21 protein-coding genes are annotated in these 23,412 nt (G+C 49.0%); 7 read left to right on the top strand and 14 right to left on the bottom strand.

The features are described from left to right. Positions 1-4: 4 nt before the first annotated feature. Together PIL01S_RS18015 and PIL01S_RS18010 are read right to left on the bottom strand one after the other, a co-directional pair. The gene (locus tag PIL01S_RS18015; protein ID WP_127538706.1) at positions 5-559 is read right to left on the bottom strand and encodes a methylated-DNA--[protein]-cysteine S-methyltransferase; all 555 of its coding nucleotides are present in this window, start codon (positions 557-559) and stop codon (positions 5-7) included. A gap of 60 nt (positions 560-619) precedes the next feature. Continuing rightward, on the bottom strand, positions 620-1,324 hold the full coding sequence (locus PIL01S_RS18010; protein WP_127538705.1) for a DNA alkylation repair protein: 705 nt from the start codon (positions 1,322-1,324) through the stop codon (positions 620-622). A gap of 191 nt (positions 1,325-1,515) precedes the next feature. Here PIL01S_RS18010 and mgtE point away from each other — a divergent pair, with 191 nt between their 5' ends. Further along, positions 1,516-2,892, top strand: coding sequence for a magnesium transporter (mgtE, locus tag PIL01S_RS18005; RefSeq protein WP_127538704.1), 1,377 nt, complete (start codon positions 1,516-1,518; stop codon positions 2,890-2,892). A 157-nt stretch (positions 2,893-3,049) separates the two neighbouring features. Here the strand turns inward: mgtE and mmsB are convergent, their stop codons facing one another. From mmsB to PIL01S_RS17975, 6 genes are all read right to left on the bottom strand, one after another. Next, entirely contained in the window at positions 3,050-4,213 is a 1,164-nt protein-coding gene (mmsB, locus tag PIL01S_RS18000) for a multiple monosaccharide ABC transporter permease (RefSeq protein WP_095359718.1), read from the bottom strand. Then, positions 4,197-5,747: a multiple monosaccharide ABC transporter ATP-binding protein gene (gene mmsA / locus PIL01S_RS17995; protein ID WP_095359719.1), complete on the bottom strand. Its 1,551-nt coding sequence runs from the start codon at positions 5,745-5,747 to the stop codon at positions 4,197-4,199. The genes mmsB and mmsA overlap by 17 nt, the downstream gene beginning before the upstream one ends. Positions 5,748-5,768: 21 nt before the next feature. Beyond that, positions 5,769-6,854, bottom strand: coding sequence for a multiple monosaccharide ABC transporter substrate-binding protein (chvE, locus tag PIL01S_RS17990; RefSeq protein WP_095359720.1), 1,086 nt, complete (start codon positions 6,852-6,854; stop codon positions 5,769-5,771). A gap of 301 nt (positions 6,855-7,155) precedes the next feature. Then, a complete protein-coding gene (locus PIL01S_RS17985; protein WP_371859972.1) occupies positions 7,156-8,475 on the bottom strand; it encodes a response regulator in 1,320 nt (439 codons plus the stop codon). Then, complete coding sequence (locus PIL01S_RS17980) at positions 8,472-10,328, bottom strand: cache domain-containing sensor histidine kinase (RefSeq protein ID WP_127538859.1); 1,857 nt, start codon at positions 10,326-10,328, stop codon at positions 8,472-8,474. Before PIL01S_RS17980 ends, PIL01S_RS17985 begins: the two co-directional genes overlap by 4 nt. An 88-nt stretch (positions 10,329-10,416) precedes the next feature. Then, on the bottom strand, positions 10,417-11,424 hold the full coding sequence (locus PIL01S_RS17975) for a substrate-binding domain-containing protein (protein WP_127538703.1): 1,008 nt from the start codon (positions 11,422-11,424) through the stop codon (positions 10,417-10,419). A gap of 207 nt (positions 11,425-11,631) precedes the next feature. Between PIL01S_RS17975 and PIL01S_RS17970 the strand changes: the two genes are divergently transcribed. The 3 genes from PIL01S_RS17970 (at position 11,632) to PIL01S_RS17960 (ending at position 13,791) form a co-directional block, all read left to right on the top strand. Beyond that, complete coding sequence (locus PIL01S_RS17970) at positions 11,632-12,213, top strand: LysE family translocator (RefSeq protein ID WP_127538702.1); 582 nt, start codon at positions 11,632-11,634, stop codon at positions 12,211-12,213. Positions 12,214-12,231: 18 nt separating this feature from the next. Next, positions 12,232-13,008: an AraC family ligand binding domain-containing protein gene (locus PIL01S_RS17965; RefSeq protein ID WP_127538701.1), complete on the top strand. Its 777-nt coding sequence runs from the start codon at positions 12,232-12,234 to the stop codon at positions 13,006-13,008. A gap of 114 nt (positions 13,009-13,122) precedes the next feature. Further along, positions 13,123-13,791 (top strand): phosphatase PAP2 family protein, encoded by a 669-nt coding sequence (locus tag PIL01S_RS17960; RefSeq protein WP_127538700.1) that lies wholly within the window; start codon positions 13,123-13,125, stop codon positions 13,789-13,791. A 70-nt stretch (positions 13,792-13,861) separates the two neighbouring features. Here the strand turns inward: PIL01S_RS17960 and PIL01S_RS17955 are convergent, their stop codons facing one another. The 4 genes from PIL01S_RS17955 to PIL01S_RS17940 form a co-directional block, all read right to left on the bottom strand. Continuing rightward, positions 13,862-14,983, bottom strand: a complete 1,122-nt coding sequence (locus PIL01S_RS17955) for a Ger(x)C family spore germination protein (protein WP_164764270.1) — start codon at positions 14,981-14,983, stop codon at positions 13,862-13,864. 4 nt (positions 14,984-14,987) lie between these two features. Beyond that, positions 14,988-16,487: a spore germination protein gene (locus PIL01S_RS17950; protein ID WP_127538698.1), complete on the bottom strand. Its 1,500-nt coding sequence runs from the start codon at positions 16,485-16,487 to the stop codon at positions 14,988-14,990. Next, positions 16,484-17,626: a GerAB/ArcD/ProY family transporter gene (locus PIL01S_RS17945; protein WP_127538697.1), complete on the bottom strand. Its 1,143-nt coding sequence runs from the start codon at positions 17,624-17,626 to the stop codon at positions 16,484-16,486. Before PIL01S_RS17945 ends, PIL01S_RS17950 begins: the two co-directional genes overlap by 4 nt. Positions 17,627-17,815: 189 nt before the next feature. Next, on the bottom strand, positions 17,816-19,249 hold the full coding sequence (locus PIL01S_RS17940) for a glycoside hydrolase family 1 protein (RefSeq protein ID WP_127538696.1): 1,434 nt from the start codon (positions 19,247-19,249) through the stop codon (positions 17,816-17,818). Positions 19,250-19,339: 90 nt separating this feature from the next. Here PIL01S_RS17940 and PIL01S_RS17935 point away from each other — a divergent pair, with 90 nt between their 5' ends. The 3 genes from PIL01S_RS17935 (at position 19,340) to PIL01S_RS17925 (ending at position 21,863) form a co-directional block, all read left to right on the top strand. Continuing rightward, entirely contained in the window at positions 19,340-20,284 is a 945-nt protein-coding gene (locus PIL01S_RS17935) for a helix-turn-helix transcriptional regulator (protein ID WP_246058438.1), read from the top strand. A gap of 73 nt (positions 20,285-20,357) precedes the next feature. Then, positions 20,358-21,173, top strand: a complete 816-nt coding sequence (locus PIL01S_RS17930) for a class I SAM-dependent methyltransferase (RefSeq protein WP_127538695.1) — start codon at positions 20,358-20,360, stop codon at positions 21,171-21,173. Positions 21,174-21,317: 144 nt separating this feature from the next. Then, the gene (locus tag PIL01S_RS17925) at positions 21,318-21,863 is read left to right on the top strand and encodes an SMI1/KNR4 family protein (protein ID WP_127538694.1); all 546 of its coding nucleotides are present in this window, start codon (positions 21,318-21,320) and stop codon (positions 21,861-21,863) included. Positions 21,864-21,925: 62 nt separating this feature from the next. On the opposite strand, the gene PIL01S_RS17920 is transcribed toward PIL01S_RS17925, so the two are convergent. Further along, positions 21,926-22,729, bottom strand: coding sequence for a hypothetical protein (locus PIL01S_RS17920; RefSeq protein WP_246058436.1), 804 nt, complete (start codon positions 22,727-22,729; stop codon positions 21,926-21,928). Positions 22,730-22,812: 83 nt separating this feature from the next. Then, positions 22,813-23,229: a hypothetical protein gene (locus PIL01S_RS17915; protein ID WP_127538692.1), complete on the bottom strand. Its 417-nt coding sequence runs from the start codon at positions 23,227-23,229 to the stop codon at positions 22,813-22,815. Between the last annotated feature and the right edge of the window lie 183 nt (positions 23,230-23,412).

The following is a 23,412-nucleotide window of genomic DNA, read 5'->3' as shown; positions in this document are numbered from 1 at the left end:
CTCTTCAAAAATGAAACCGCTCATGCCCGCCATTAGTCACGCCTTCAATCCGCTCTAAGTCCAGCAGTCTGCGCTTCAACTCCAAGCCTCCGCGGAATCCGGTCAGTTTACGGTTGGCACCGATGATGCGGTGACATGGTAACAGAAGGGGAATGGGATTCGCCCCGTTCGCCGCCCCAACTGCACGAACCGCCGTAGGTCTGCCGATTGCAGCCGCAATCTCGCCGTATGTGCGAACTTCACCATAAGGGACACGCCCCAGCTCTTTCCACACCTGCTGCTGGAATCCTGTGCCAATCAGATCAAGTGGAATCTCGTCCGTATAACGAATCTGCTCCCCTACAAAGTAAGCTTGCAGCCAGTCCACCATGCCTGTCCCCTTTATGGCTTGTTCATCTTCTACCAGCTCCGCACCCGGGGCAATCCGGGAAATCCAGCTGCTCCAGTCCTCCAACGTTTCATTCGGCATGACAATACGGCAGATCCCAAGTTCCGTAGCAATCGGCACCCACGGACTTCCGTCCAGCTCCAAGGAAGACCATATGATCTTTTTTCGCATGTGTCCACTCTCCTCCCTATTGAGTATTTCGTTTCTTTCTATATAAAGAAGACTCCGCTGCTAAACACGAACAGATCTCTTGGTCTTCCGCTTCATGCTGCGAATCATCTGCTTGGTCTCCGGATCCACGCGATAAGACTCCGTTATTTTCTGCAGAGCTTTATTGTAGGTAAAATCATCGAGCGTATTGTTCTTCAAATATGGCATCGTCACTTCCGGCTGCTTCACATAGGCCATCGATATTGCCCATGCTACCGCCATTTTGACGTAGTACGCTTCATGTTTAATCTGATCCAATGAGACCAGAACCCGATCAATGTATGTCTCATCCAGATAAAAGTTCAACAGCATGACCACGCCAAAACGTATCTCGTACTCCTGATCCGACTTCAGATAAGGCTGTAGGAAATTCCACACGGATTCTGCATGTACCCTCGTATATTTCAATCCGGCGCAGAAGCTGTCACATATCGACCAGTTATCAATCTTGGGAACAAAAGCGGCGACATGCTCCAGCCATTCATCCAGATCCGCCTGGACATGACCAATAACCATGGCCTGCAGCATCACTTCTTCGAAATAGTCATCGTCAGCCGTCTCCAGGTACGCACGCCAGTCCCCTGCAGCGAGCTTTTTCGCCATCTTTCGTATCGCAGGCAATCGAACACCCATCAGATTCGTAATATTGGGAATCAATGCAGCCGAGAATTTTTGGTACTCCGGTTCGGCCAGACTGAGCAGCTGTGTTCTGATCTCTTTTTCCACCCGTGCAAGTCCTCCTCATCAGTTACTTGTACAACCAGTATATCTCCGCAGCGCCTATTTGTAAGCCCGTTCCGAATGGTTGAGCAAGATTTCAATAGCGCAGTCCATGCTTCAATCATCAAATTTGCTGTTTACCTCGCTTACATAGCGTTTAAAAATACGGAGCCCCGCCTCTAGAAAGGAGTCTTGATATGAACAAGAACGGACCTCAATCGCCTAAGAATAATTCAATCGAAGAAATCACCGCGCTGCTGGTTCAATATGTACAAACACAAGACCTCCCCGAATTTTATAAAGCGATAAAAGAGCTTCGTCCCTACGATCTTACTCTCATCTACAAAAAGTTTCCCGAACAGGAAACAAAGCGGTTGCTGCTGCTGTTCAAGCCAGATGTTCTCGCCGATATGGCCGAATCGCTCAAGCTTCACGAACAGATTAAGCTGTTCGAACAGCTAGGGCCGGAACGTACGCTTGAGGTCATGCAGCAGATGGAAAAGGGTGATCTGATCCGGTTCCTGCATGATTTGCCTGCCAAACGCAGGGAACAGCTGTTGTCGAACATGCATCTCGACCATTCTGCCATTATCCGCTCCGTGCTGAACTATCCGCCGGAGACGGCCGGCCGGATCATGACCGACCGTTACCGCACTCTTCTGGCGCATGAAACGGCGAAGGAAGCGATAAGGGAATCCCATGGCACTCCGCCTATACCGGCTACGAGCTATCTGTACGTTACGGATGATGAAGGCAAACTCGTTGGAGTGGTCAGTCACCGGTCCCTGCTTCAGGCGGGTGACAAGACCCGGGTAGAGGAGCTGATGACCAAGCGCGTCATTTATGCGACCGTGGACATGGACCAGGAAGAAGCTGCGCAGCTGCTGCAGCGTTATGAATTTATCGCCTTACCCGTCGTTGATGAGAACCACAGACTCTGTGGTGTCATTCAGATGGATGATGTCATTGATATCATCATGCATGAAGCCAGTGAAGACCTTGCCAAGATGGGTGGCGGCGGCAAGGATATTGATTTTGATACCAAACCACTCGTGGCGGTCAAGCGCAGGCTCCCCTGGCTTATCCTGTTACTATTCATCGGACTCATCTCAGGCAGCATTGTGGACTTCTTCGAGGATACGCTGAATCAGGTGGTTGCACTCGCATTTTTCATGCCCATGATCGCCGGTATGACCGGGAACACGGGAACACAGTCCCTGGCTGTCGTCGTCCGCGGCCTCATTGGACGCAAGCTCGACAAGTCCACCGTACTGGCGTTGATCGGCCGGGAAATCAAGGTAGGTACCCTGATTGGACTCGTATGCGGAGTCATGATTACAGTTATCGCCTACTTCTGGCAGGGGGACTGGCTGCTCGGCACCATTATTGGCGTGTCCCTCTTTTTCACACTCGTTATCGGTACACTGACAGGTACATGTATCCCCCTATTGCTGAGTCGCTTCAAGGTTGATCCCGCCGTTGCCTCCGGACCCTTGATCACTACGCTGAACGATATATTGTCGCTGTTTATTTACTTCGGGATCGCAACCCGGTTTCTGGGTGCACTCATGTAAAACCGGCTGTGCCTGATATACGGAAAACAGACCCACTATGAAGGATAGCGGGTCTGTTTATGCCTTTCCAAATGAATGGACAGTGCATCTAATCATAAGTGACATCCAAGCTTTAAGATATCAATTGGAAATTGGAATGATCTATTTTTTGATCAATCTATGCCGATCTCTTATTTTTGTTATAGATATCGAAGGCTACGGCAAGCAGAAGCACCAAACCTTTAATTCCCTGCTGCCAGTCAATGCCCAGTCCAATGAGGGACATCCCGTTATTCAGTACCCCCATAACCAAGCCGCCGATGATCGCTCCAAACACGGTTCCAATCCCTCCGGAAGCTGAAGCTCCACCGATAAAGCAGGCTGCAATCGCATCAAGTTCGAAGTTGGTACCTGCTCTTGGCGTAGCCGCATTCAGACGAGCAGCGAAGATCAGACCGGATACAGCAGCGAGCACACCCATGTTTACAAATACCCAGAACGTCACTTTTTTGGTTTTGACTCCGGATAGTCCTGCGGCCTTTTCATTTCCACCAAGTGCATACACATGACGTCCCATTACAGTTCGGTTCATGACGAAGGAATACACGACGATCAGCACAAACAGCAGGATCAGGATATTCGGAATCCCGGCGTAACTTGCGAGTACGAAGGTGAACAGGTTCGTTACCGCAGCCACCACAATCAGCTTGAGCAGGAAAAGTCCCTGCGACACCACCGCGAATCCGTATTTCCGCTGGGAGCGGCGTTCCCGCAGTTCATTTACGATATACCAGATTGTAAGCGCAATCCCTACAAGGATCGAGATGAGACCGAAACCTGAAAATTGGATATCAGGCAGGAATCCGGAGCTAATCTTTTGGAATCCCCCCGGAAAAGGAGAGATGGACTGGCCCTCCAGCACAATCATCGTCAAGCCGCGGAAGAGCAGCATGCCCGCAAGGGTTACGATAAAGGCCGGAATCCGCACATACGCGATCCAGAAGCCCTGCCACGCCCCGATTAACGCCCCTACCAGCAAAGAAGCAATCACCGCCAGCCAGGCTGGAAGCTGCCAGTCAACCATCATAATTGCCGCCACTGCACCGACAAAGGCTGCAACAGATCCGACCGACAGATCAATATGTCCGGTAATGATGACCAGTACCATCCCGATGGCGAGCACCAGGATATAGCTGTTCTGCAGAATCAGATTCGTAATATTGATCGGCTTCAGCAAGAGTCCGCCAGTCAGCACCTCGAACAAGATCATAATGACAACCAGTGCGATAATCATGCCGTATTGGCGTATATTGTTTTTGAACAGTTTAGTTAGCATTTCCATGCTTCTCGCCTCCAGACTTCGTCATATATCTCATCAACGTTTCCTGCGTCGCTTCCTCGCGGCTGACTTCACCCGTGATGCGCCCGGCATTCATGACATAAATCCGGTCACACAGGCCCAGAACCTCCGGGAGCTCGGATGAGATCACCAGCACGCCCTTACCTTCAGCAGCAAGCCGGTGAATAATGGTATAGATTTCGAATTTGGCACCCACATCGATTCCGCGGGTCGGTTCATCCAGAATGAGAATATCCGGTCCGGCAAATATCCATTTGCTCAACACCACTTTCTGCTGGTTACCCCCGCTCAGATTGCCGGTTTTCTGAAGGATGCTTGGGGCCTTGATATTCATGCTTTTCTTCATCTCTTCGGCAACCAGCACTTCTTCACGTTCATTCACAACGGCGTTTTTGGTCAGCTTGCCCAGGCCGGTCAGTGAGATATTGCGTTTGATATCATCCATAAGAATAAGTCCGTATTCCTTCCGATCCTCTGTCACGTAGGCAAAACCATTCTGAATTGCCTCCGTTACACTGTTGTTCTGAATCGGTTGACCATCCTTAATGAGCTGGCCCGATATGTTGCGTCCATAGGATTTGCCAAATATGCTCATGGCCAGTTCTGTACGTCCCGCACCCATCAGACCGGCTATGCCGACAATTTCACCACGCCGAATATTCATGTTGACCCGGTCCAGCACTTTGCGATCAGCATGATGCTCGTGATAAACCGTCCAATCCTTCACTTCCAAAATGACGTTACCAATATCCGCATGACGCTCGGGATAGCGGCTTGTCAGATCACGGCCCACCATTCCGCTGATAATCCGGTCCTCGGTGACGTTATCCTTCCTCATGTCCAGCGTCTCGATTGTCTTGCCATCCCTCAATATCGTGACGGAATCCGATACCTTGGACACCTCGTTCAGCTTATGGGAAATCAAGATACACGCAATTCCCTGCTTCTTGAACTCCAGCATTAATTGGAGCAGGTTTTCACTATCGTCCTCATTCAGCGCTGCCGTCGGTTCATCCAGGATGAGCAGACGAACCTTTTTGGAGAGTGCTTTTGCAATTTCAACCAGCTGCTGCTTCCCTACACCGATGTTGGATACAAGGGTGTTCGGATTTTCGCTCAAGCCCACTTTGGAGAGCAATTCACGTGTGCCGACCAATGTTTCTTTCCAGTCAATGATGCCTTTGCTGGCACGCTCGTTGCCCAAGTAGATGTTCTCGGCAATGGACAGGTAAGGGATTAGTGCGAGCTCCTGATGGATAATGACGATTCCCAAATCCTCGCTCTGCTTAATGCTTTTGAACTCGCAGGTTTTCCCCTGAAATAAAATATCTCCTTCGTACGTTCCATGTGGATATACACCGCTAAGCACTTTCATCAGCGTGGATTTACCTGCACCGTTCTCACCGCACAGGGAATGAATTTCACCTTCTCGGATCTTGAGATTGACGTTTTCCAGTGCTTTGACGCCAGGAAAGGTTTTGGTGATGCCCTTCATTTCCAATATGATTCCGGTCATGGGACTTGCTCCTTTCCATTATTATTTCAGTCCGATTTCCTCTTTGGTGTAATAATTGGTGCCGACAATGTCCTTCTCCACATTGGTCCGGTCCACGGAGATCGGGTCCAGCAAATAGGCCGGAATTATTTTAATACCGTTGTTATATGATTTTTCGTCATTCACTTCTGCTTGTTTTCCTTGTAAAATACTATTGGCCATCTCTACCGTCTGCTCTGCGAGCTTGCGTGTATCCTTGAATACCGTCTGTGTCTGCTCTCCGGCAACAATGGATTTGATGGAGGCCAGCTCCGCGTCCTGCCCAGTAATAACAGGCAGAGGTTTACTTTCTGATCCGTATCCGACGCCTTTCAGTGACGAGATGATGCCAATGCTGATTCCGTCGTATGGGGACAACACTGCATCCAGGTTATCTCCAGAGTAATAGGCACTGAGCAGGTTATCCATCCTCGACTGGGCGAGTGCTCCATCCCAACGCAAGGTCGCAATCTGTGCCATTGTGGTTTGGTTGCTACGTACTACAAGCTTGCCGGAGTCGATATAGGGTTTCAGTACAGACATTGCACCGTCGAAGAAGAAGTACGCATTGTTGTCATCGGGTGAGCCGCCAAACAGCTCAATGTTGAATGGTCCTTTGCCTTCCTTGAGGCCAAGCTTCTGCTCAATGTAGGAAGCCTGCAGCACCCCGACTTTGAAGTTGTCGAACGTCGCATAATACGTGAGATAAGGCGTGTTCCGGATCAGGCGGTCGTATGATATGACTTGAATGCCCTCATCATGGGCCTTCTTGATTACATCCGTCAGTGTATTGCCGTCCACGGATGCAATGACCATCACATCCACTCCCTTGGTGATCATGTTCTCAATCTGTGAAATCTGATTTTCGACCACGTCCTCAGCGTACTGAAGATCCGTCTTATACCCTTGTTCCTGAAATAGACGGACCATGTTCTCTCCGTCGCCGACCCAGCGCTCGGACGATTTCGTTGGCATGGAGATGCCGACATATCCTTTTTCCTTGCTGCCTGTTCCGCTCTCAGCCAGATTGCAGGCCGATAACATCAAGGTCATCACCAGAAGCCAGATCATCACTGCTCCTTTTTTCATATCAAGTTCCCCTTTCCTCGAATCATGCGGATCTGATTGTTTAACAAGATAACGCTTACAATCTAGTAATGAACTTCTATTGCCTTCTGTTTCTGCCTGATCCCATCGTAGCATTGTCAGGTTTGAACAGTCTTTGCAGCTTTTGAACCTTTTTTATAAAAATTTAACTTTTGTATCCTCAGAAGGAGTACCGCATCCCTTTCTTTGAATACAGTTCCAGTTCCATCCCTGGACACAAAAAAAGAGCTGATCCGCTTCGCAGAAGCAGAGCAACTCTGTTGTCTTCACCATATCTTATATGCTACACGCGGTCTGCGGAGGCACTCTGCCCTGTGCCCCCATCCTTCCGATACTGTGCGGGTGAAATGCCCATCACTTTCTTGAACGCCGTGCTGAAATAGTGCTGGGTATCGTAACCGACCCGTTCTGCAATGCTGTGGATAGGCAGTGCCGTTGAATCCAGCAGCTGGACTGCTTTGCGGATGCGAGCATGTGTGACCAGGGTTACGAATGTATCGTTTAACTCTTTCTTGAGCACCCGGCTGAGATATACCGAGGAGACTTGCAGACGCGAAGCGAGCGATTCCAGTGTCAGTTCCCGATCCGCGTATCCTTCATGAATGATCTGCCGAGCTCTGCGCACCAGCGGAGATAAGCGGGCTTCCCCATAGATAAGCTCACGGCATAACCGGTAAGCACTCGGGACTTCCTCCAATGCACCTGTATTCTGCTCCACATGAGCATGAACAGCAATATTCAGACAGGTACTAATTTGCTGTTCAATGGTGCAATCCAGTTCTTCCGGAACTGCCCTCCAGAGACAGAAGCCAATTAATCCATTCGGGTCCCGGAACAGGACATGGGGAAGATTCCCCAGCAGTTCACCGATAATATTTTCTACGGCAAAAAGAAACAATTGACGATCATTCTCCCGCATAAGGGACTGCCGTGCTTCGGCCGCAGGCCAGCGGACGACCCCGATCTGCACAGGCGGATCCGATGGCAGGCGCAGGAACGCAAGCTGCTCTGTCAGATCTTTTCCTTCCGCCCGTCCTTCCAGCCATTCCAGACAAAAACGCTGACGCAGCAGCGGAATGTTGCGTTCGATCTGGTCGGCAGCCTGCTTGACGTAGGCTGTACGTCTACGTTCTTCATCCATGCGCTGTTTCAGGCGCACAAGCGCAGCGTGCAGCCGCTCTGCATCTACCGGCTTAAGAATGTAATCCTCCACGCCAAGCCGTACAGCCTCTTGGGCATAAGCAAACTCATCATGCCCGGAGATGATGAGGCAGCGGCAATCCGGACACTCATCCTGAAGACGACGGATCAGATCAATGCCGTTCAGAAATGGCATGTTCATATCCACTAGAATGATATCAATACCGAACTGGACAGCCAGCTCCAGCGCTTCCTCTCCGTCCTCCGCTTCGCAGGCAACCTCCATGCCAAGCGCTTCCCAGTCAATGGCATCCCGAATGCCTTCGCGAATAATCGGTTCATCATCTGCGATCAGCACTTGGTAACGCCGGGCCGACGGCAATGTCTGGGCTGCAGCCACCGATGCTGCCGTACTCTCCGTCTCTGGTTCTGTCCAAGCTGCTTGGATCATTGCTTCCTTCATTGACTATCCCGCCTTCCTTCAGTATCGAATTGCAACGCTTGTGGAAGTTCTTTCATCAACGGCTGAGTGATGGTCACACAAGTCCCTTCACCTTCCCGACTATTCAAACTGATCCCATATTCTTCTCCAAAAGAAAGCCGAAGGCGTGCCTGTACATTCAGCATGCCATAGCTTTTGCCTCCCTGACCGGCTTCCTGTGTTTCCATGCTTTCCAGGGGCGTACCGAGCAGTTGTGCCATCTCGTGCAGCCGCTCGCTGGACATCCCGGCGCCATCATCCTGTACCGTCAGAACCAGCTTATGATCTTGTACTTTGGCTTCAATTCGAATCTTACCCGGACCTCGTCTGCCCTTAATCCCGTGATAAATGGCATTTTCCACAATAGGCTGCAGCACCAGCTTAAGCACGAAGAGCTCCTTCAGATCCTCCGGAATCACCAACTCACATTGAAGTCGGTTCCGATACCGGGTCTGCTGAATTTGCAGATAACTGGATATATGTTCAACCTCGGATTTCAAGGGAATGAAATCATTGCCTTTGCTGAGCCCGATACGAAACAGTCTGGACAGGGCTCCCACCATCTCGGATACATCGTCCACACCTTTCCTCTGTGCCATCCAATGGATCGTATCCAGGGTGTTATATAAAAAATGAGGTTTGATATGCTCCTGCAGGCTTCGCATTTCAGCATCCCGTTTTTGCCTCTCCCGTAATTCGTTAAGGGACATGAGCTGCCGGATCCGTGCCAGCATTCGGTTAAAACTTCTACCCAGCATGCCGATTTCATCAGCCCGATCGCTCCAGCGGCCGGATCTGAGATTTCCCGTTTCCGCCCTGCGCATATAAGACATTAACCGGAAAATAGGCTGAGCGATGGAACTGGAGAACCGAAGGGAAGCGCTCAGACCAAAGAGACAGACCACGAACACAAAACTGACGACGTAAAACTGGATCTGGCGGACTTCAGCGGTCGATTCCCTTGCCGGAAATACCCCTACAGTTCTCCATCCTGTAAACGAGGAAGACTGGTACATGAATAACAACTCCTTCCCATCCGCTTCAGCGTTAAATATTCCGCTATCCCCGGATGGGAACCACGACGATGGAATCTGCTCAACAAGTGGGTTCTCCGGCATATAGACACTTCGCCCTTCTGCATCGGTCACCATCACATATCCGGATTTCCCCAGCGTCACATCCCTGGCGGCCTGAGATACGGTACGCAGTTTCAGGTCAATCATAATGACACCGAGCACACGTCCTGATGTTTCATCCGTGATGGAACGTGCAACAGACACAATTTCACTATCCTTATACCGAACATGTGTCGTGATGTTACGCTGTCTCGGTTGACCCAGAACAGTAAAAATGCCGGCATTCCGGGATGCACCTTGGTACCACTCCTCCTGAACCAGGCTCTGATTGGTTTTCGGGTACATCTCGTTGCTAATGTAATCTCCGTTTCCATTCACAAGGACAATTCCTGCAATTTCCGGATACAATGTCGTGAATCCCTGCAAAAACTGTTTGATCCCATACAGTTGATCCTGATCTTTGGACTGATTCGAATCGCCACCGGATACGGTTGCTCCTGTATGACCGTCAAACTCCGTTTTCCCTTCCATGAACGCACGGATATCCGGGTCAAACGCAATCAGATAGGTCATGTTTTGCAAATTCTCCATCTTGCTGTCAAGTGCTTCATTGACTTTGCCGATTAGCTGCATCGTGTGTCCCTCGACCTGCCTTTCAACAATCCGTTCCACTGTCCAGTTCACCAGCAGTCCGAGTCCCACTGAAGGAACGATTGCAAAGAGCAAAAAGAGCAGCATCAGCTGATAGCGCAGTGGCATATTACGCAATCGCAGTCTCTGCAATCCGCTCTTCATCCAGAAACGAATTTTCTTCCAGCCGAGGGGCATTCGAGAACGATGTTCTGTTTTATTTGGCATAGTAATCATCTACATTCGATCGTGTCACGACAGAGATTCCGGTATCCACCCTAACCGGCAGCGGTGCATTTTCATCCGAAGAAGACGGTGCAGGTACGGTGAGTTGGTGGTGCAAATGAAACAGGTATTGAAGGGACCAGTAACCCATGTTCCAGGTTCCCTGTGCGATCGTTGCAGAGATTGTGCCGCTCTTGATCATGTCCAGTGTAGCTTTATTGGTATCAAAGGATATGATCTGTAGCGGATAACCTGCATCCCCATTCTGAACCGCTTCACCAACGCCCGCTGCTCCCGTAGCTTCGGTTACAAAAATACCGCCGAGCTCCGGATATGTCTTCATCATTCGAAGAGCTTCATCCCTCGATTTCATTGCATCTCCGTGCCCGTCCGCGATTTCAACAACCTTCATGGAAGGGTACCGATCACGGATGGTATTACGGAACCCTTCCGTTCGCTCCTCATGATTTTGCTGTCCCGGCATGGTCAGAACGGCGACTTCTCCCTCCCGGCCCAGAAGCTCGGCCATTTTGTCCGCAGCAGTCACCCCTGCTTGATAATTGTCCGTGCCGAGAAAAGAATATGCCCTGCTGTCCGGGGCATCCGCATCAAACAAAACCACCGGAATCCCTGCATCCAATGCTTTGTTAATCACAGGAATAAGCGATTGCGGGTCAATGGCGGAGATGGCGATGCCTGCCGGTTTCCGTGCAATCGCTTGCTCAATGATCGTGGTCTGTTCCTTCGGGTCATATCGGGTAGCTCCCCGATACTCCACGGTTACTCCGAGCGCATCCCCCGCATCCTCGAAGCCTTTGAGCACACTTTTCCAATATTCCAAGCCAGACTGAAATGTAATCATGATGTATGTTTCACCAATATCTCCACGCAGTCCCTTGGCTTCCCAAGAGCCATTCGCTTCGCTTGAGTATTCATACCTGAGTACATACAGTGCAAAAGCCGAGATAAGCAAAATGTAGACCAGCAATGTCTTTTTCATATTCGTTTTCACATCCTTGAGATCTGTCCACTTGTGTTTCGCTTAAATTGTAAACGCAAACACGCAAAAAAGAAACCGCTTTCCTCTCTAACCAAAGTATCTTCATACTTTCGATCTCAGGTTGTGCTGCTGCAATAATGTACTATCGGTTCCCCCATTCCCGCAGTATGATCATGAAACTACAACCCGGGGAGGCACTATGAAACGATGAACCTTACATCTTTTTTGATTTATTGCATTGTGGTTACCTTTACGCCAGGACCCAGCAATATTGTCATTTTATCTTCTGTCCAGCACGCGGGTGCACGCAAAACCATGCATTATGTGTGGGGAGCCACCGTGGCTTTTGGGTTGCTGCTTGCCGCATCGGCTTTCCTCAATCATCTTCTGGCCGGCATCTTGCCCAGTCTTCTTCATGTGATGCAGATCGTTGGCAGCCTGTATATGCTGTACCTCGCCTATCAGATCTACAAGATGGGATCTTCCGAGGAGGCACCGAAGCAAGCAACCGGATTTGTGAGCGGTTTAATTATGCAGTTTGTGAATCCGAAGGTAATTCTGTTCACGTTCACCGTCATCCCCAGCTATGTGCTGCCTTATTATGACACCTCGCTGTCAACGATGCTGTTTGTCTGTCTTATCACTTTGATTGGATTTTTGGCCTTTACCAGCTGGGTTGTTTTCGGCTCTGTGTTCAGGCAATTTTTGCATGATCATCAAAAAGCTTTTAGTATCGTGATGGCTCTCTTTTTGGTATACTCAGCCATTATGGTATCGGGACTCATCTAGATTGGAGGTATGCATGGAGTGGAGCTGTTCAATTATAAGAAGTCGTCTGATGTCCTGGCCCTTTCGGCCAGTTTTACGGATTTTACGTATAAGAAGCACTGTCACGAGGAATATGCGGTTGGTGTAACGCTGCGCGGTATCCAGCAGTACCATCTGGATGGTCATTATCAGGCTTCCCACCAGAACGGTGTCATGCTGTTTAATCGGGAGCAGTCCCATGATGGCAGTTCTTACGACAAGGCTGGTATCGACTATGTCATGTTGTATCTGAAGCCGGAAGTGGTAGAAGACATTCTGGGGAAAAAGGAATTGCGTTTCTCCACTCCCATTGTCTATGATCCGCAGCTGGCACGAAGTATTCTCATGCTGAACCATGCCGTTCAGAGCGGGCAGGATGAAGCCAAATGCAGTGAACTGCTCTTCAGCCTCGTACATCTGCTGTCCCGGTCGGAGATTGATACTCACATTCCCGGACCTGGTGACGGGCTTGTCCGAAAGGCCAAAGAAATGATGTTCAGCAGGTTCGATGATGTGCTGAAACTGGATGATCTCTGTACCGAATTCAATATGTCCAAGTTTCAGTTTATCCGGGAATTCAAGTCACATGCCGGCATATCACCCTACCAGTTCTTCCTGAACTGCAAGGTTGAACATGCCCGGCAGGCCATAGAGAAGCATAAGGATGTCTACTCCGCGGTAGCCGAATGCGGATTCGTCGATCTTACGCATTTGAACAGACATTTTAAGCGTGTCTTCGGTGTTACCGCGTATGAATATATGCTTCAACTGAACTGAGGCGCTAATCTTTTTGTTCAAGCTATATTTAAGGTGAAATGATAGCATAATATCAATATCGTATGGCTGGCGGCCCAACATATGAAATTCAGACATCCTGGAGGAACATGACATTTGAAACAGCAAGGGAAAAAGGCCTTCTCTATCCCGCTGCTCCTTGCAGCATTGAGCCTTACCGTATTTGCACTGATTGCCCTGTCTATCAGTGATAACCAGATCCACCGGTTTGATGATAACCTGATTGGATGGATACAAGGGATGGAAGCTCCCGGAATGACCAAGTGGATGCAGGTGTTCACCTGGATTGGCAGCGGATGGCCTGTGATCATCATTACGATCATTTCCATGTTGGTTTTATATCTTTTCCTGGGACACCGAAGGGAACTTCTGTTTTTGGCAGCAGTCATTGCAGGTTCCACGCTGCTAAACACCCTGTTGAAACTGGCATTTCAGCGTGCCAGACCCACCATTCACCGCATTATCGAAGCAAGCGGATACAGCTTCCCAAGCGGACACTCAATGGCAGCATTCAGCCTGTATGGTGGACTGGCCTTTTTGATCTGGAAACATATCCCCACGGCAACAGGTCGGGTAATCATGATTATCGTCAGTGCAGCCTTTATTTTGACCATTGGCATGAGCCGGGTTTATCTGGGTGTGCACTATCCCAGTGATATTGCCGGAGGTTACTTTCTGAGCGGCAGCTGGCTGGCCATTTGCATTTGGTTTTATCAGCGTTATGTGGAGCGGCTCTCCCTGCTTCATTCCAAACCTCTGACATAGAACATCAAATTTAGAACATATGAAAGACCCGCCACCCTCAGAGCTGAGGTTAGAGCGGGTTTTCCTGTAGTTATTCCTGGATACCGTCCTGGACGAGAGTCAGGTCCACGTGAGCCCGAATATCCATCGAGCCATAATTTTTATAGAACGTTTCACTGTCCCAATGGTGGGTACGACTTCTCACATACTCTCCAAACCCGATCGGATCCACATTTTCTCTCTGACACTTTCGGATCAGTTGATTCATTTTAGCTTCCATATGCCTTTTCATTTCGGCTTCCAGTTCCCTCATCTCTTTGCCGGATAACAGAAAATCATTCCGCGAAGCCTTAATCACGGACGCGCTGATGTGAATCTTTGAATCCAGCGTTGCTGCTGGCGTGTCTGAAACCAACCGATGCTTCACGGAGGAAGATAAGATTTTGATTAGGGCATCATTGTCTGTTGTATTGGCCGATGGCTTCTGGGCTCCCTCAACCTCATTGATCTGTGCAAGAAACTTGCCATTCTTGGCATCCTCAGTAAGCAGCTTCAAACAAAGCCCCTCTTCATCACTCAGCTGAAGTACAGCTTTTTCCCCTTTGAAAACCACAAGTCCACCCAGCATAATTTTATCCTGATCGTTCAAACGAAGACGAGGGAGATAAATATCCTGTCCTTTGCTGAAATATTGGAACAATGTCTGATGCAGACTGAAGTGAGGCAGATTGGCAAAATTGCCGTTTTGCTCGATTAATTTCATCAGATACAGAGGATCATGAGCGGGGATGGACGCCTTAATGATATCCAGTGCCTTTCCTTCCGCTACGGCAAACTGCATACGTCTGGATACCCGGGTATTATGGGCTAACACGCGCAGAATATCGCCTATCCCGTGTTTCGCATAGTCCTCACCCAGCACCATCATTCTTAATTGGCCATACTCAATAGGTTCTTTCGCCTGCATATTCATTCTTGGCATGACATCGAAGCTGTTGGTTGAATCGATCTCCAGCAGTTCGACGTCACTCTTGTCCTTCTCGGTATACTCACCGATGAGCACGCTGTTGTGAATTTGTTTATCTTGCAGATCGTATGCGGAAGTTAGGACGAGGCTGATCTCATTTACAATGCTCGTATCCTGGCAGGAGCTGAGCAGCAGCATCCCCATTACGCACATTACGGCGAGGATCCATTTGGATAGACGTTTCATACGCTCACTCCTCATCCAGTTGATTCGTTTGATGAACCCTTCCCGGCTTGTAGCGGATGAAGGAGAGCGGCCTTAAATAGCTCGGCCTCTTATCCGTCTGTTGATAGGAAGCACGAATCAGGCTGTCTTTCAGATCCCTGAACCGCATCGGATAAAAAGGAGCCATGTAAGGCGACCCCAGCGACTTTAATCGCGACAGATGGACAAGGAGGAAGCACAGTCCGATCGCGATCCCGAATGCGCCCCAGATGGCAGCCAGTATAATGATCGGAAATCGCAGAAAACGAATGGCATTGGACATTTTATAGATCGGTGTCACAAATGAAGCCAGTGCAGACAAGGATACGATGATGATCAGTACGTTGCTCGTAAGTGCGGCCTCTACGGCGGCCTGCCCAAGAATGATCCCGCCAACAATACCTAGTGTTTGTCCGATCCGGTTCGGCAGTCTGGCTCCTGCTTCACGCAGGAATTCAATCGTCGTCTCCAGAAATATGGCTTCCACAAAAGGGGGAAACGGTACATTTTGTCTGGATGAGATCAATTTGCCAAGCAGCTCCTTGGGTATGACCTCATAGTGAAAGGTCATTAATGCCACATAGAGGGCTGAGGCAAACAGCGAGAAAATGACTCCAAAAATGCGAATCAGGCGAAAAAAAGATCCAAGCGCCCACGGCAGATAATAATCTTCCGGCGATACAAAAAAATCAAACAACGTGGATGGCCCTGTAATAAAACTTGGCGAGCCTTCGCTGATGACGGCAACCTGCCCGGTGATCAGGGCATAGATGACTCTGTCCCTTCGTTCTGTCGTCGTAAACAAGGGGAACGGCGTAAGTGAATTATCCGCGATCAGTTGATCCAACTGTGACGTATCCAAGACAGCATCAAAATCGATTCCCTTCAGTCTGTCCTCCATCCGGCTGACGTTCTCGGGATGAGCAATACCATCCATATACAGAATGGCCACTTGGGATTGGGACAAGGAGCCCAGTGTCATTTCCTTGATGATCAGATTAGGTGTCCGCAGCTGTGTACGGATCAGATGCAGGTTAACCGGCAATGCCTCGACGAATCCGACCTTGGGTCCGATCACGCTAAATTCATTTTCCGTGTCGTTATCACTTCGTATCCCTTCCTTGCCTGGCATGGGAGCCAGGATGGCTTCATGAGTCAGTCCGGACTCCCGAATTAGCAGGCTGCCTTGAAGAAGGGATTTGACCATTTCCTCGCCTTGATCGGTAAGGCTCGTTTCCTCTATGGGAATATGCAAGAGAACATCATGCAAATTCACTTCTTCGCTTGAAGGTATGCGTTCCTGCAAGGAGTGGATGGCTACTTCAAGGAGATGGCTGTCCACGAGCGTTTTATAGTAGCAGACTTCAAGGACCAGTCCGGAGACGGTCATCGTACTTATGATAAAATCATCAGAGCGACGGCATGGATCGAGCGGGTCATGAGATGTACTGGAGATTTTATGGTTGTCACTGGCAGGTGAATTCATGCTTCCTCTCCTTTGGGCTGGTCCGGCATATCCTGATGTCCGGTAGAGCCCCCCAGATTCTTGCGGATCAGGGAGATGATAAACAGAAGCGGGACATATAACAAAATCAATATTTCGCCGGTTCTGGTGTATATCTCGGTGACCATATCAATATCCACGGTGTCTTTAACCACAAACAAAAGAATAGCAAAAAGGACGATGGCGAGTTTCAGTCCGAGACTGGGCTTGATTGATCTCTCCAGTTTCAAACAATGGCATCCTGCCCAAAGTCCCAACGTGATGATGGATAGAATTTTTAGCAGCCAAAAGGATAATACCAGATACTCCATCCGCTGGATCAAAGGCATTTCAATAATGCTGATCAGGCTCAGGGTAGGCCACAAATGTTCCTTCATCTGTCCATGATTGAAGTACATAAAGGAATAGATAAAGAAAACCAGATACACTATGGTTGCAGTAACTAAAGCGAGATAAGCCCATTTGAGCGAGCGATCTGGCGTCTTGATGTACGGATATACGACCAGCAGAATGCCGCAGCCGATAAATTCATGAAGCATATCCCTTGTGGACAACCATATGGATGTGACATCGTGATCCAGCACGGGAAGAAGGTTTCGTGGATGAAGATAGGAAGAGACCAGGAATGTCTGCGGGAAGACAAATACTAGGATGAAGAGGGTGCCCCAGAGGCACATCCCGGTGACCGACTGAATGCCGCCAGACACACAGTAATAGACAAGCAGCAGTACCACGATGCCCAGCAGCCAGTTATTTTGTGTGGGAAGAATCCACAGCTGGATGATATGAATATAGGAGCGATAGGCTACAAAAGCACCCAGCAGAAAATATAAAATAAAGATCCAATTCAGGACTGAACCCACGATTCGGCCCCAATACCGCCTATTGATGTGAACGAGAGAGGAATGACCGGGGGATTGTCGTGACAGCAGGACAAACATCATTTTAAGGATGATGGTGATCATGACAGCGGCGGCCAAAATGCTGATCCATCCATCTTTCTCCGCGCCGCGCAGCATTTTATATTGAAAATTCATTAAACCCACGCCAACCAAACTTACATAGAGCACAAAATACAGATGAATGGGTGACATGCTGTAGCGATTCCCGGAAGTGTTCACAGAGATCTCCCCTTTTCTGAACGATCATATGAATCTGCTGAAAAAATCACATCTAGCGTTTTACCTTCACTTATGCTCAGTCTCTGAGTTAAGTATGTAAATTATTCGAGATTTTATTCAAAAGCAAATACCCGCCTATTCCCATAGAGGGAACAAGCGGGTACGACAGCTCTTTTTATCAGCAATCCATTATAGTTCTTCGCCATTGGATTCAATGACTTTTTTGTACCAGTGGAAGCTCTTCTTCGGTGTTCTGCTCAGATCACCATTTCCATCATTATCCTTGTTGACATGAATGAAGCCGTAACGCTTCTTCATCTCTCCGGTCGATGCGCTGACGAGGTCAATACATCCCCACATCGTGTAGGCAATGAGCTCCACCCCATCCGCTACTGCTTCTTTCATTTGCTCAATATGACCTCTCAAATAATCAATGCGATAGTCATCCTGAATGGTGCCATCTTCTTCTACCACATCGACTGCACCCAGACCATTCTCAACGACCATCAATGGCACCTGATAGCGATCATAGAGATGATTCAGTGTGTAACGCAATCCTTTCGGATCAATCTGCCAGCCCCAGTCGGAAGCTTCCAGGTACGGATTTTTGATCCCGCCCAGCAGGTTGCCTTCGGCTCTCTCCAAGGACTCGTCCGCACTTTCAACCAAGGACATATAATAGCTGAAGGAGTAGAAGTCCACGCAGCCCTCACGCAGAGTTTGCTCATCTTCCGGCTGCATTTCGATCTGGATGCCCTGCTCTGCGAAGAAACGTTTGGCGAAACCAGGGTACGCTCCTCTCACTTGCACGTCCCCACAGATCATGTTTGAAAGCTGATCCTTCTTCTGTGCGAGCAAAATGTCATCCGGATTACACGTGTTCGGATAGGTTGTCATGAATGCAACCATACAGCCGATTTGGAAATCGGGGTTAATCTCATGTCCAAGCTTGACGGCCTTTGCACTCGCCACGAACTGATGATGCAATGCCTGGAAGCGAGTCTGCGGATCGTCGATGCCGTCTGTCAACGTTTCTTTTCCTTCAAACAGAATACCCGCCGCCATATATGCGCCCATCGGCATGGTCAGACAGTTGATTTCGTTGAATGTCAACCAAAATTTCACCTGGTCCTTATAGCGAGTGAACAGGGTTGTACAATAACGGAGGTAACAATCAATCACTTCACGCGAAGCCCATCCGTTGTATTTTTGCGTCAAACCAAATGGTGTCTCATAGTGAGAGATGGTTACCAACGGTTCGATGTTATATTTTTTCAGTTCGGCAAAAACTTGATCATAGAACTGCAATCCCTCTTCGTTTGGCTCCAGATCATAACCGTTCGGATAGATCCGCGACCAGTTGATGGACATGCGGAACATTTTGAAACCCATCTCTGCCATCAAGGCAATATCTTCTTTGTAATGTCCGTAAAAGTCTACAGCCTCATGGCTCGGGTAATACGTGCCTTCTTCAAGTACTGGCGTAATCCGCCGCGGAGTCGTATGGGTTCCGCCTGTCATCATATCGGATGTGCTCGGGCCTTTGCCGCCCTGATTCCATCCGCCTTCGAATTGATTGGCAGCCGTTGCTCCGCCCCAGTAAAATCCATCTTTCATTTTCATGACAAGTCCTCCTATGAATAAGCTGCTTAACACTATAATACCAGTGTAGCATCTATACCCTGACACCTATTGTCATGGTATAATCATGGCATGGAAAATAACCGATTATTCCGAATGCTGCTGCTGTTACTTGAAAAGAAGAAAGCCACCGCGCCCGAACTCGCCCGCTTGTTTGAAATCTCGGTACGCACGGTTTACCGTGACATCGACCGGCTGAGCGCAGCGGGAATTCCCGTCTACACCACCACAGGCAAGCACGGCGGCATCCATCTGATGGACAATTATGTGATGGACAAGTCCCTGCTGTCTGAAGAAGATCAGAACGAAATTTTGCTTGGCCTATACAGTATCAGTGCCATTCCACACCTGAACAGTGTTCATATGCTCAAACGGCTGACTGCCTTGTTTGATCACAAACTGGATTGGATTGAATTCGATTTCTCCCCGTGGGGCAATATCCCTGTGCAGGAAAGAGAAATGTTCAACTTAGTGAAGCAGGCCATACTGACCAAGCAAGGGATGACATTCAACTATATCGACTCTGACGGAGAAGCAAGTGTGGAGACCATTGCACCCGTCAAACTCATTTTCAAAAATAGTACATGGTATATCGAAGGACAGGACGAAAGCCTGCCGTATTCTACTGAGAAAAAGACATTCAAAATGAAACGGATCTCTGAACTCCGTTTACTGCCAAGGCTGCAAGAGCATGGATCAGCTTCGTCCACAGCCGATGTAGAAAAGACACCTGTGAACGCTCCCTTATCCCTGGATCTCTTATTTTCAAGTTCCATTGCTTATCGGGCGCTTGATTTCTTCGAACCTTCCCGGATCAACAAACAGCCGGATGGTCGCCTTCGTGTGACGTTGGAAATTCATGAAGGAGAGCGGCTGTATTCTTTTCTGATGTCATTTGGTGCTGAACTGACCGTTCTCGAACCTCCACATGTCAGACATGAACTGCTCCGTCGATACCAACAGGCTGTCAAACACGTGCAAGCCTTCAATCCTGACAGCTGCAAGCCCAATGAATGATATAATGGAATCGCCAAGAACTTGAATTCATCAGTTCATTGCTAGTCACCCATTTTGTAGAGGAGGTTTATCCATGCAAGACATCAGACGCAACAATGTGGAACGTTTCAAAGGCTTCGGTACGTTATATGACCAGAATCGCCCGGCTGCACCCACAGAAGTCGTGGAAATTCTGAACACCTATCTCGGCACCAAACCAAGATTGGTTGCAGATGTGGGCTGCGGCACCGGGTTATCCTCATGGATCTGGCTGAATGAAGCTGAACGTATTATTGGTGTAGAACCCAGCGATGACATGAGAGCCGTGGCGGAGGCCAAATGGGAGGCTGCTGGCAAACCGGATCATCTGCGATTTGTATCAGGCTTATCTCATGAACTGGGATTGCCGGACGGCAGTGTGGATATTGTAACCTGCTCCCAATCGTTCCACTGGATGGAGCCTGAGTCCACACTTCGTGAATTCGCACGTGTACTGCGACCAGGAGGCATATTTGCCGCCTATGATTGTGACTGGCCGCCTATCCTCGATTGGCAGCTGGAGCAGACATATCAGCAGTTGATCGCGGAAGCCGATCATCGAGCCTCCAGTCTGGAAGTACAGGAAAACCAGGCTCATAAATGGAGCAAGGACGGACATTTGCAGCAAATAAGCCAATCAGGCCTGTTCCGCTATGTCCGTGAGATCGTATTCCATCACCATGAGACGTTTGATGCGGATCGGTACGTCAATCTGGCCCTCAGCCAGGGCGGCTTGCAGACAGCGCTGAAGCTTGGAGCGGACGAACTATTAACGGCCGCAGATGAATTCAGAGCGCTCGCTACCCGGATATTTGACGGACAAACGAGAACGGTCTTGTTTTCTTACCGCATGCGCCTGGGCATCATCTGATCTTCCCATTATTCCAATCATATAGATCCAACCCGGAAGAAAGGCAGTGAATGGCTTTGAATGATTCAAACCTTGATGCAAGATCGGGCTTTTATTGAACAATGCTTGGATAACTATTTCAATTCCCCTCATAGAGACATCCTGATGTCCCATCCAGCCAAAACAGAGGACGAGGATTACGGCGTTCCTAAGGACATGCAGGATGGTGCAATAGATGAAGAAGGCTGGGTTCGCTGGAGAATGCTGGCTTCTATGGTGACCGAGGATGAGATTCGCCGGCTGGAACAGTCCTGTGGATTGCCCGTTCCCGTCCCGCCGCTGTATCGTGCATATCTGAGCACAAGATATGTCATGAATGTCTATCTGCGTTTCGACGGTTTTGTCATTGGTCTGCCGGATTTGCCCTCCGATCGTCCATTACGGGACTTACAAGATTTATGGGTAGCCTGGAAACCACTGATTGCCGAAGGGTACATTCCATTTGCTACATACGAAGATGACGCCGGACCGGTATGTTGGGACATTCGCAAACCCTATGGTGCCCATGATTATGCTGTCGTTTGGTTTGATCATGAGCTGCTGGTGCATAATGAATGGCCCAGTCGCGAACAGCTTGAAGACTGGGCTGTACCTCTATTCCCATCATTCCGGGATATGCTCACCCCACTTGCGTCCAGCCACGATTCATAACGTACAGCTATTCAAAAAAGACGGTTCCTCCTCTGTGGAGAGAACCGTCTTCAACATATGGATCACGATGAGAACAAATGGCTTAACTGCTCTTCCTGTACATTCAATGCAAGTACCAGCTTGGATGGATCCTGCTTGGAATAGATGACGTTAATGATGTGACCCTGCTGAACCTGAAACAGGGCGGAAGGCAGAATATCCTTTTTCGTTGTCACTTGAAACGTCTCCCCATTCGGTGGGGTCACGCTGAGCGTGAGCTGAAGCTTGATCTTGCCTGTTCCCGAATTTCCCAGCGGGGTGACGTCGAGAATCTTGGCCATCGCTTTCTCCCCCGTACGGGCAATATCCATCATATCTGGAGAAGCACCCTCCTGGATCATCTTCTCGTTAAGCAGTTCCTGCAGGTCCGCTTGCGATAGCTGTCCTTTCAGATCAATCCCCACCTTACGCTCATCCTTCTCGGAAACGACCAGCGGAACAAAACTTCCTGGCTGAAACTGTGCCAGCGCTGTAAGGGGGACGACCGTTTTCAATTCAGCGTCATATTTCTCCCGCCCTTTGCGCGATACAGTCAGGCTGAGCCGTACTTCTGGCTGTTCATTAATATACGTGCCTGTCTGCTGAACGCTTCGAATGACGCCCACAGCAGGAAGTCCTGACTTCACCCGACCCACGCCGAAGATGTTACTTAGAATGGTAGGAATGAAAATTAGTCCAAAACCTGCAAAGATCGCCGGTTTATACCACCATGCCTGCATGATGATAAAGGGATCATTCCAGAGCTGCTGTGCCAGAAATGGCGAAAATCCCACCCCGAATACGGTCAACACACCAATCATTCTCAATATACCTGTCAAATCCCCCACTCCTTCAACTCTATAATTCGTTGTTATATGAATAACCTAAACTACTCTCTATCCGTATTGTGCTTAATCCTTGGGGTGAACACTTAACCTGTCAACAATCCCATATAAATCAGTTCCGACGGATTCGCAGGATTCTGACCTAATCCAACCCGGTCTCCCACCCGGGGAATCTGCATCTTGGACACTAGCGTTTCCAGCGTTCGCTGATACTGTCTTCCACTCGTCTCCGTTACATCCAATACGAGTACCACAATGGGATCGAAGTTGATCAGCTTGCCTGTATCGGTAATCGTCACGACCGTAGCCGTGGCAGTTAAGGGAAGTGAACCCGTCGCCGCCAGTTGTGCCTGTTTCGCCGAATCCAGACTCTGATTAATCGCTTCCCGGTGCCGCTTGGATACGAAACCTTTCATCATCAGGCCGGTAAGTCCTTTATTCATCATTCGATCTGCTTTTGCAATGGCGTCTTCCTGTTTGTTCTTCTTGCTAAACCATCCCATCCGAAACACCTCATTTGTTTGTTTTTTGTTATATATTAATTATAAACAGGAGGGCTTCGCCTTGAATATACTTCTGACTGTATACAAAATAAACGCCAAATCCGTAAATTCAATCGTGATATGATAGCTGATTTTTATGTTTAGTTCATTTAATTAGCAAAAAAAGAGCCGAGTATCGGCCCT

It is taken from the genome of Paenibacillus illinoisensis NBRC 15959, from assembly GCF_004000925.1.
In the GTDB taxonomy this organism is placed as follows: domain Bacteria; phylum Bacillota; class Bacilli; order Paenibacillales; family Paenibacillaceae; genus Paenibacillus; species Paenibacillus illinoisensis.
The sequence above is the reverse complement of the archived record's forward strand: the minus strand, read 5'-3'. Positions and strand labels throughout refer to the sequence as shown.

Coding starts and splice junctions, on each gene's coding strand:
- PIL01S_RS18015 (WP_127538706.1), bottom strand. CDS start 559: ATGCGAAAAAAGATCATATGGTCTTCCTTGGAGCTGGACGGAAGTCCG.
- PIL01S_RS17925 (WP_127538694.1), top strand. CDS start 21,318: ATGTCCCATCCAGCCAAAACAGAGGACGAGGATTACGGCGTTCCTAAG.
- chvE (WP_095359720.1), bottom strand. CDS start 6,854: ATGAAAAAAGGAGCAGTGATGATCTGGCTTCTGGTGATGACCTTGATG.
- PIL01S_RS17930 (WP_127538695.1), top strand. CDS start 20,358: ATGCAAGACATCAGACGCAACAATGTGGAACGTTTCAAAGGCTTCGGT.
- mmsB (WP_095359718.1), bottom strand. CDS start 4,213: ATGGAAATGCTAACTAAACTGTTCAAAAACAATATACGCCAATACGGC.
- PIL01S_RS17915 (WP_127538692.1), bottom strand. CDS start 23,229: ATGGGATGGTTTAGCAAGAAGAACAAACAGGAAGACGCCATTGCAAAA.
- PIL01S_RS17985 (WP_371859972.1), bottom strand. CDS start 8,475: ATGAAGGAAGCAATGATCCAAGCAGCTTGGACAGAACCAGAGACGGAG.
- PIL01S_RS17950 (WP_127538698.1), bottom strand. CDS start 16,487: ATGAATTCACCTGCCAGTGACAACCATAAAATCTCCAGTACATCTCAT.
- PIL01S_RS17935 (WP_246058438.1), top strand. CDS start 19,340: ATGGAAAATAACCGATTATTCCGAATGCTGCTGCTGTTACTTGAAAAG.
- PIL01S_RS17980 (WP_127538859.1), bottom strand. CDS start 10,328: ATGCCACTGCGCTATCAGCTGATGCTGCTCTTTTTGCTCTTTGCAATC.
- PIL01S_RS17970 (WP_127538702.1), top strand. CDS start 11,632: ATGAACCTTACATCTTTTTTGATTTATTGCATTGTGGTTACCTTTACG.
- PIL01S_RS17955 (WP_164764270.1), bottom strand. CDS start 14,983: ATGAAACGTCTATCCAAATGGATCCTCGCCGTAATGTGCGTAATGGGG.
- mmsA (WP_095359719.1), bottom strand. CDS start 5,747: ATGACCGGAATCATATTGGAAATGAAGGGCATCACCAAAACCTTTCCT.
- PIL01S_RS17940 (WP_127538696.1), bottom strand. CDS start 19,249: ATGAAAATGAAAGATGGATTTTACTGGGGCGGAGCAACGGCTGCCAAT.
- mgtE (WP_127538704.1), top strand. CDS start 1,516: ATGAACAAGAACGGACCTCAATCGCCTAAGAATAATTCAATCGAAGAA.
- PIL01S_RS17975 (WP_127538703.1), bottom strand. CDS start 11,424: ATGAAAAAGACATTGCTGGTCTACATTTTGCTTATCTCGGCTTTTGCA.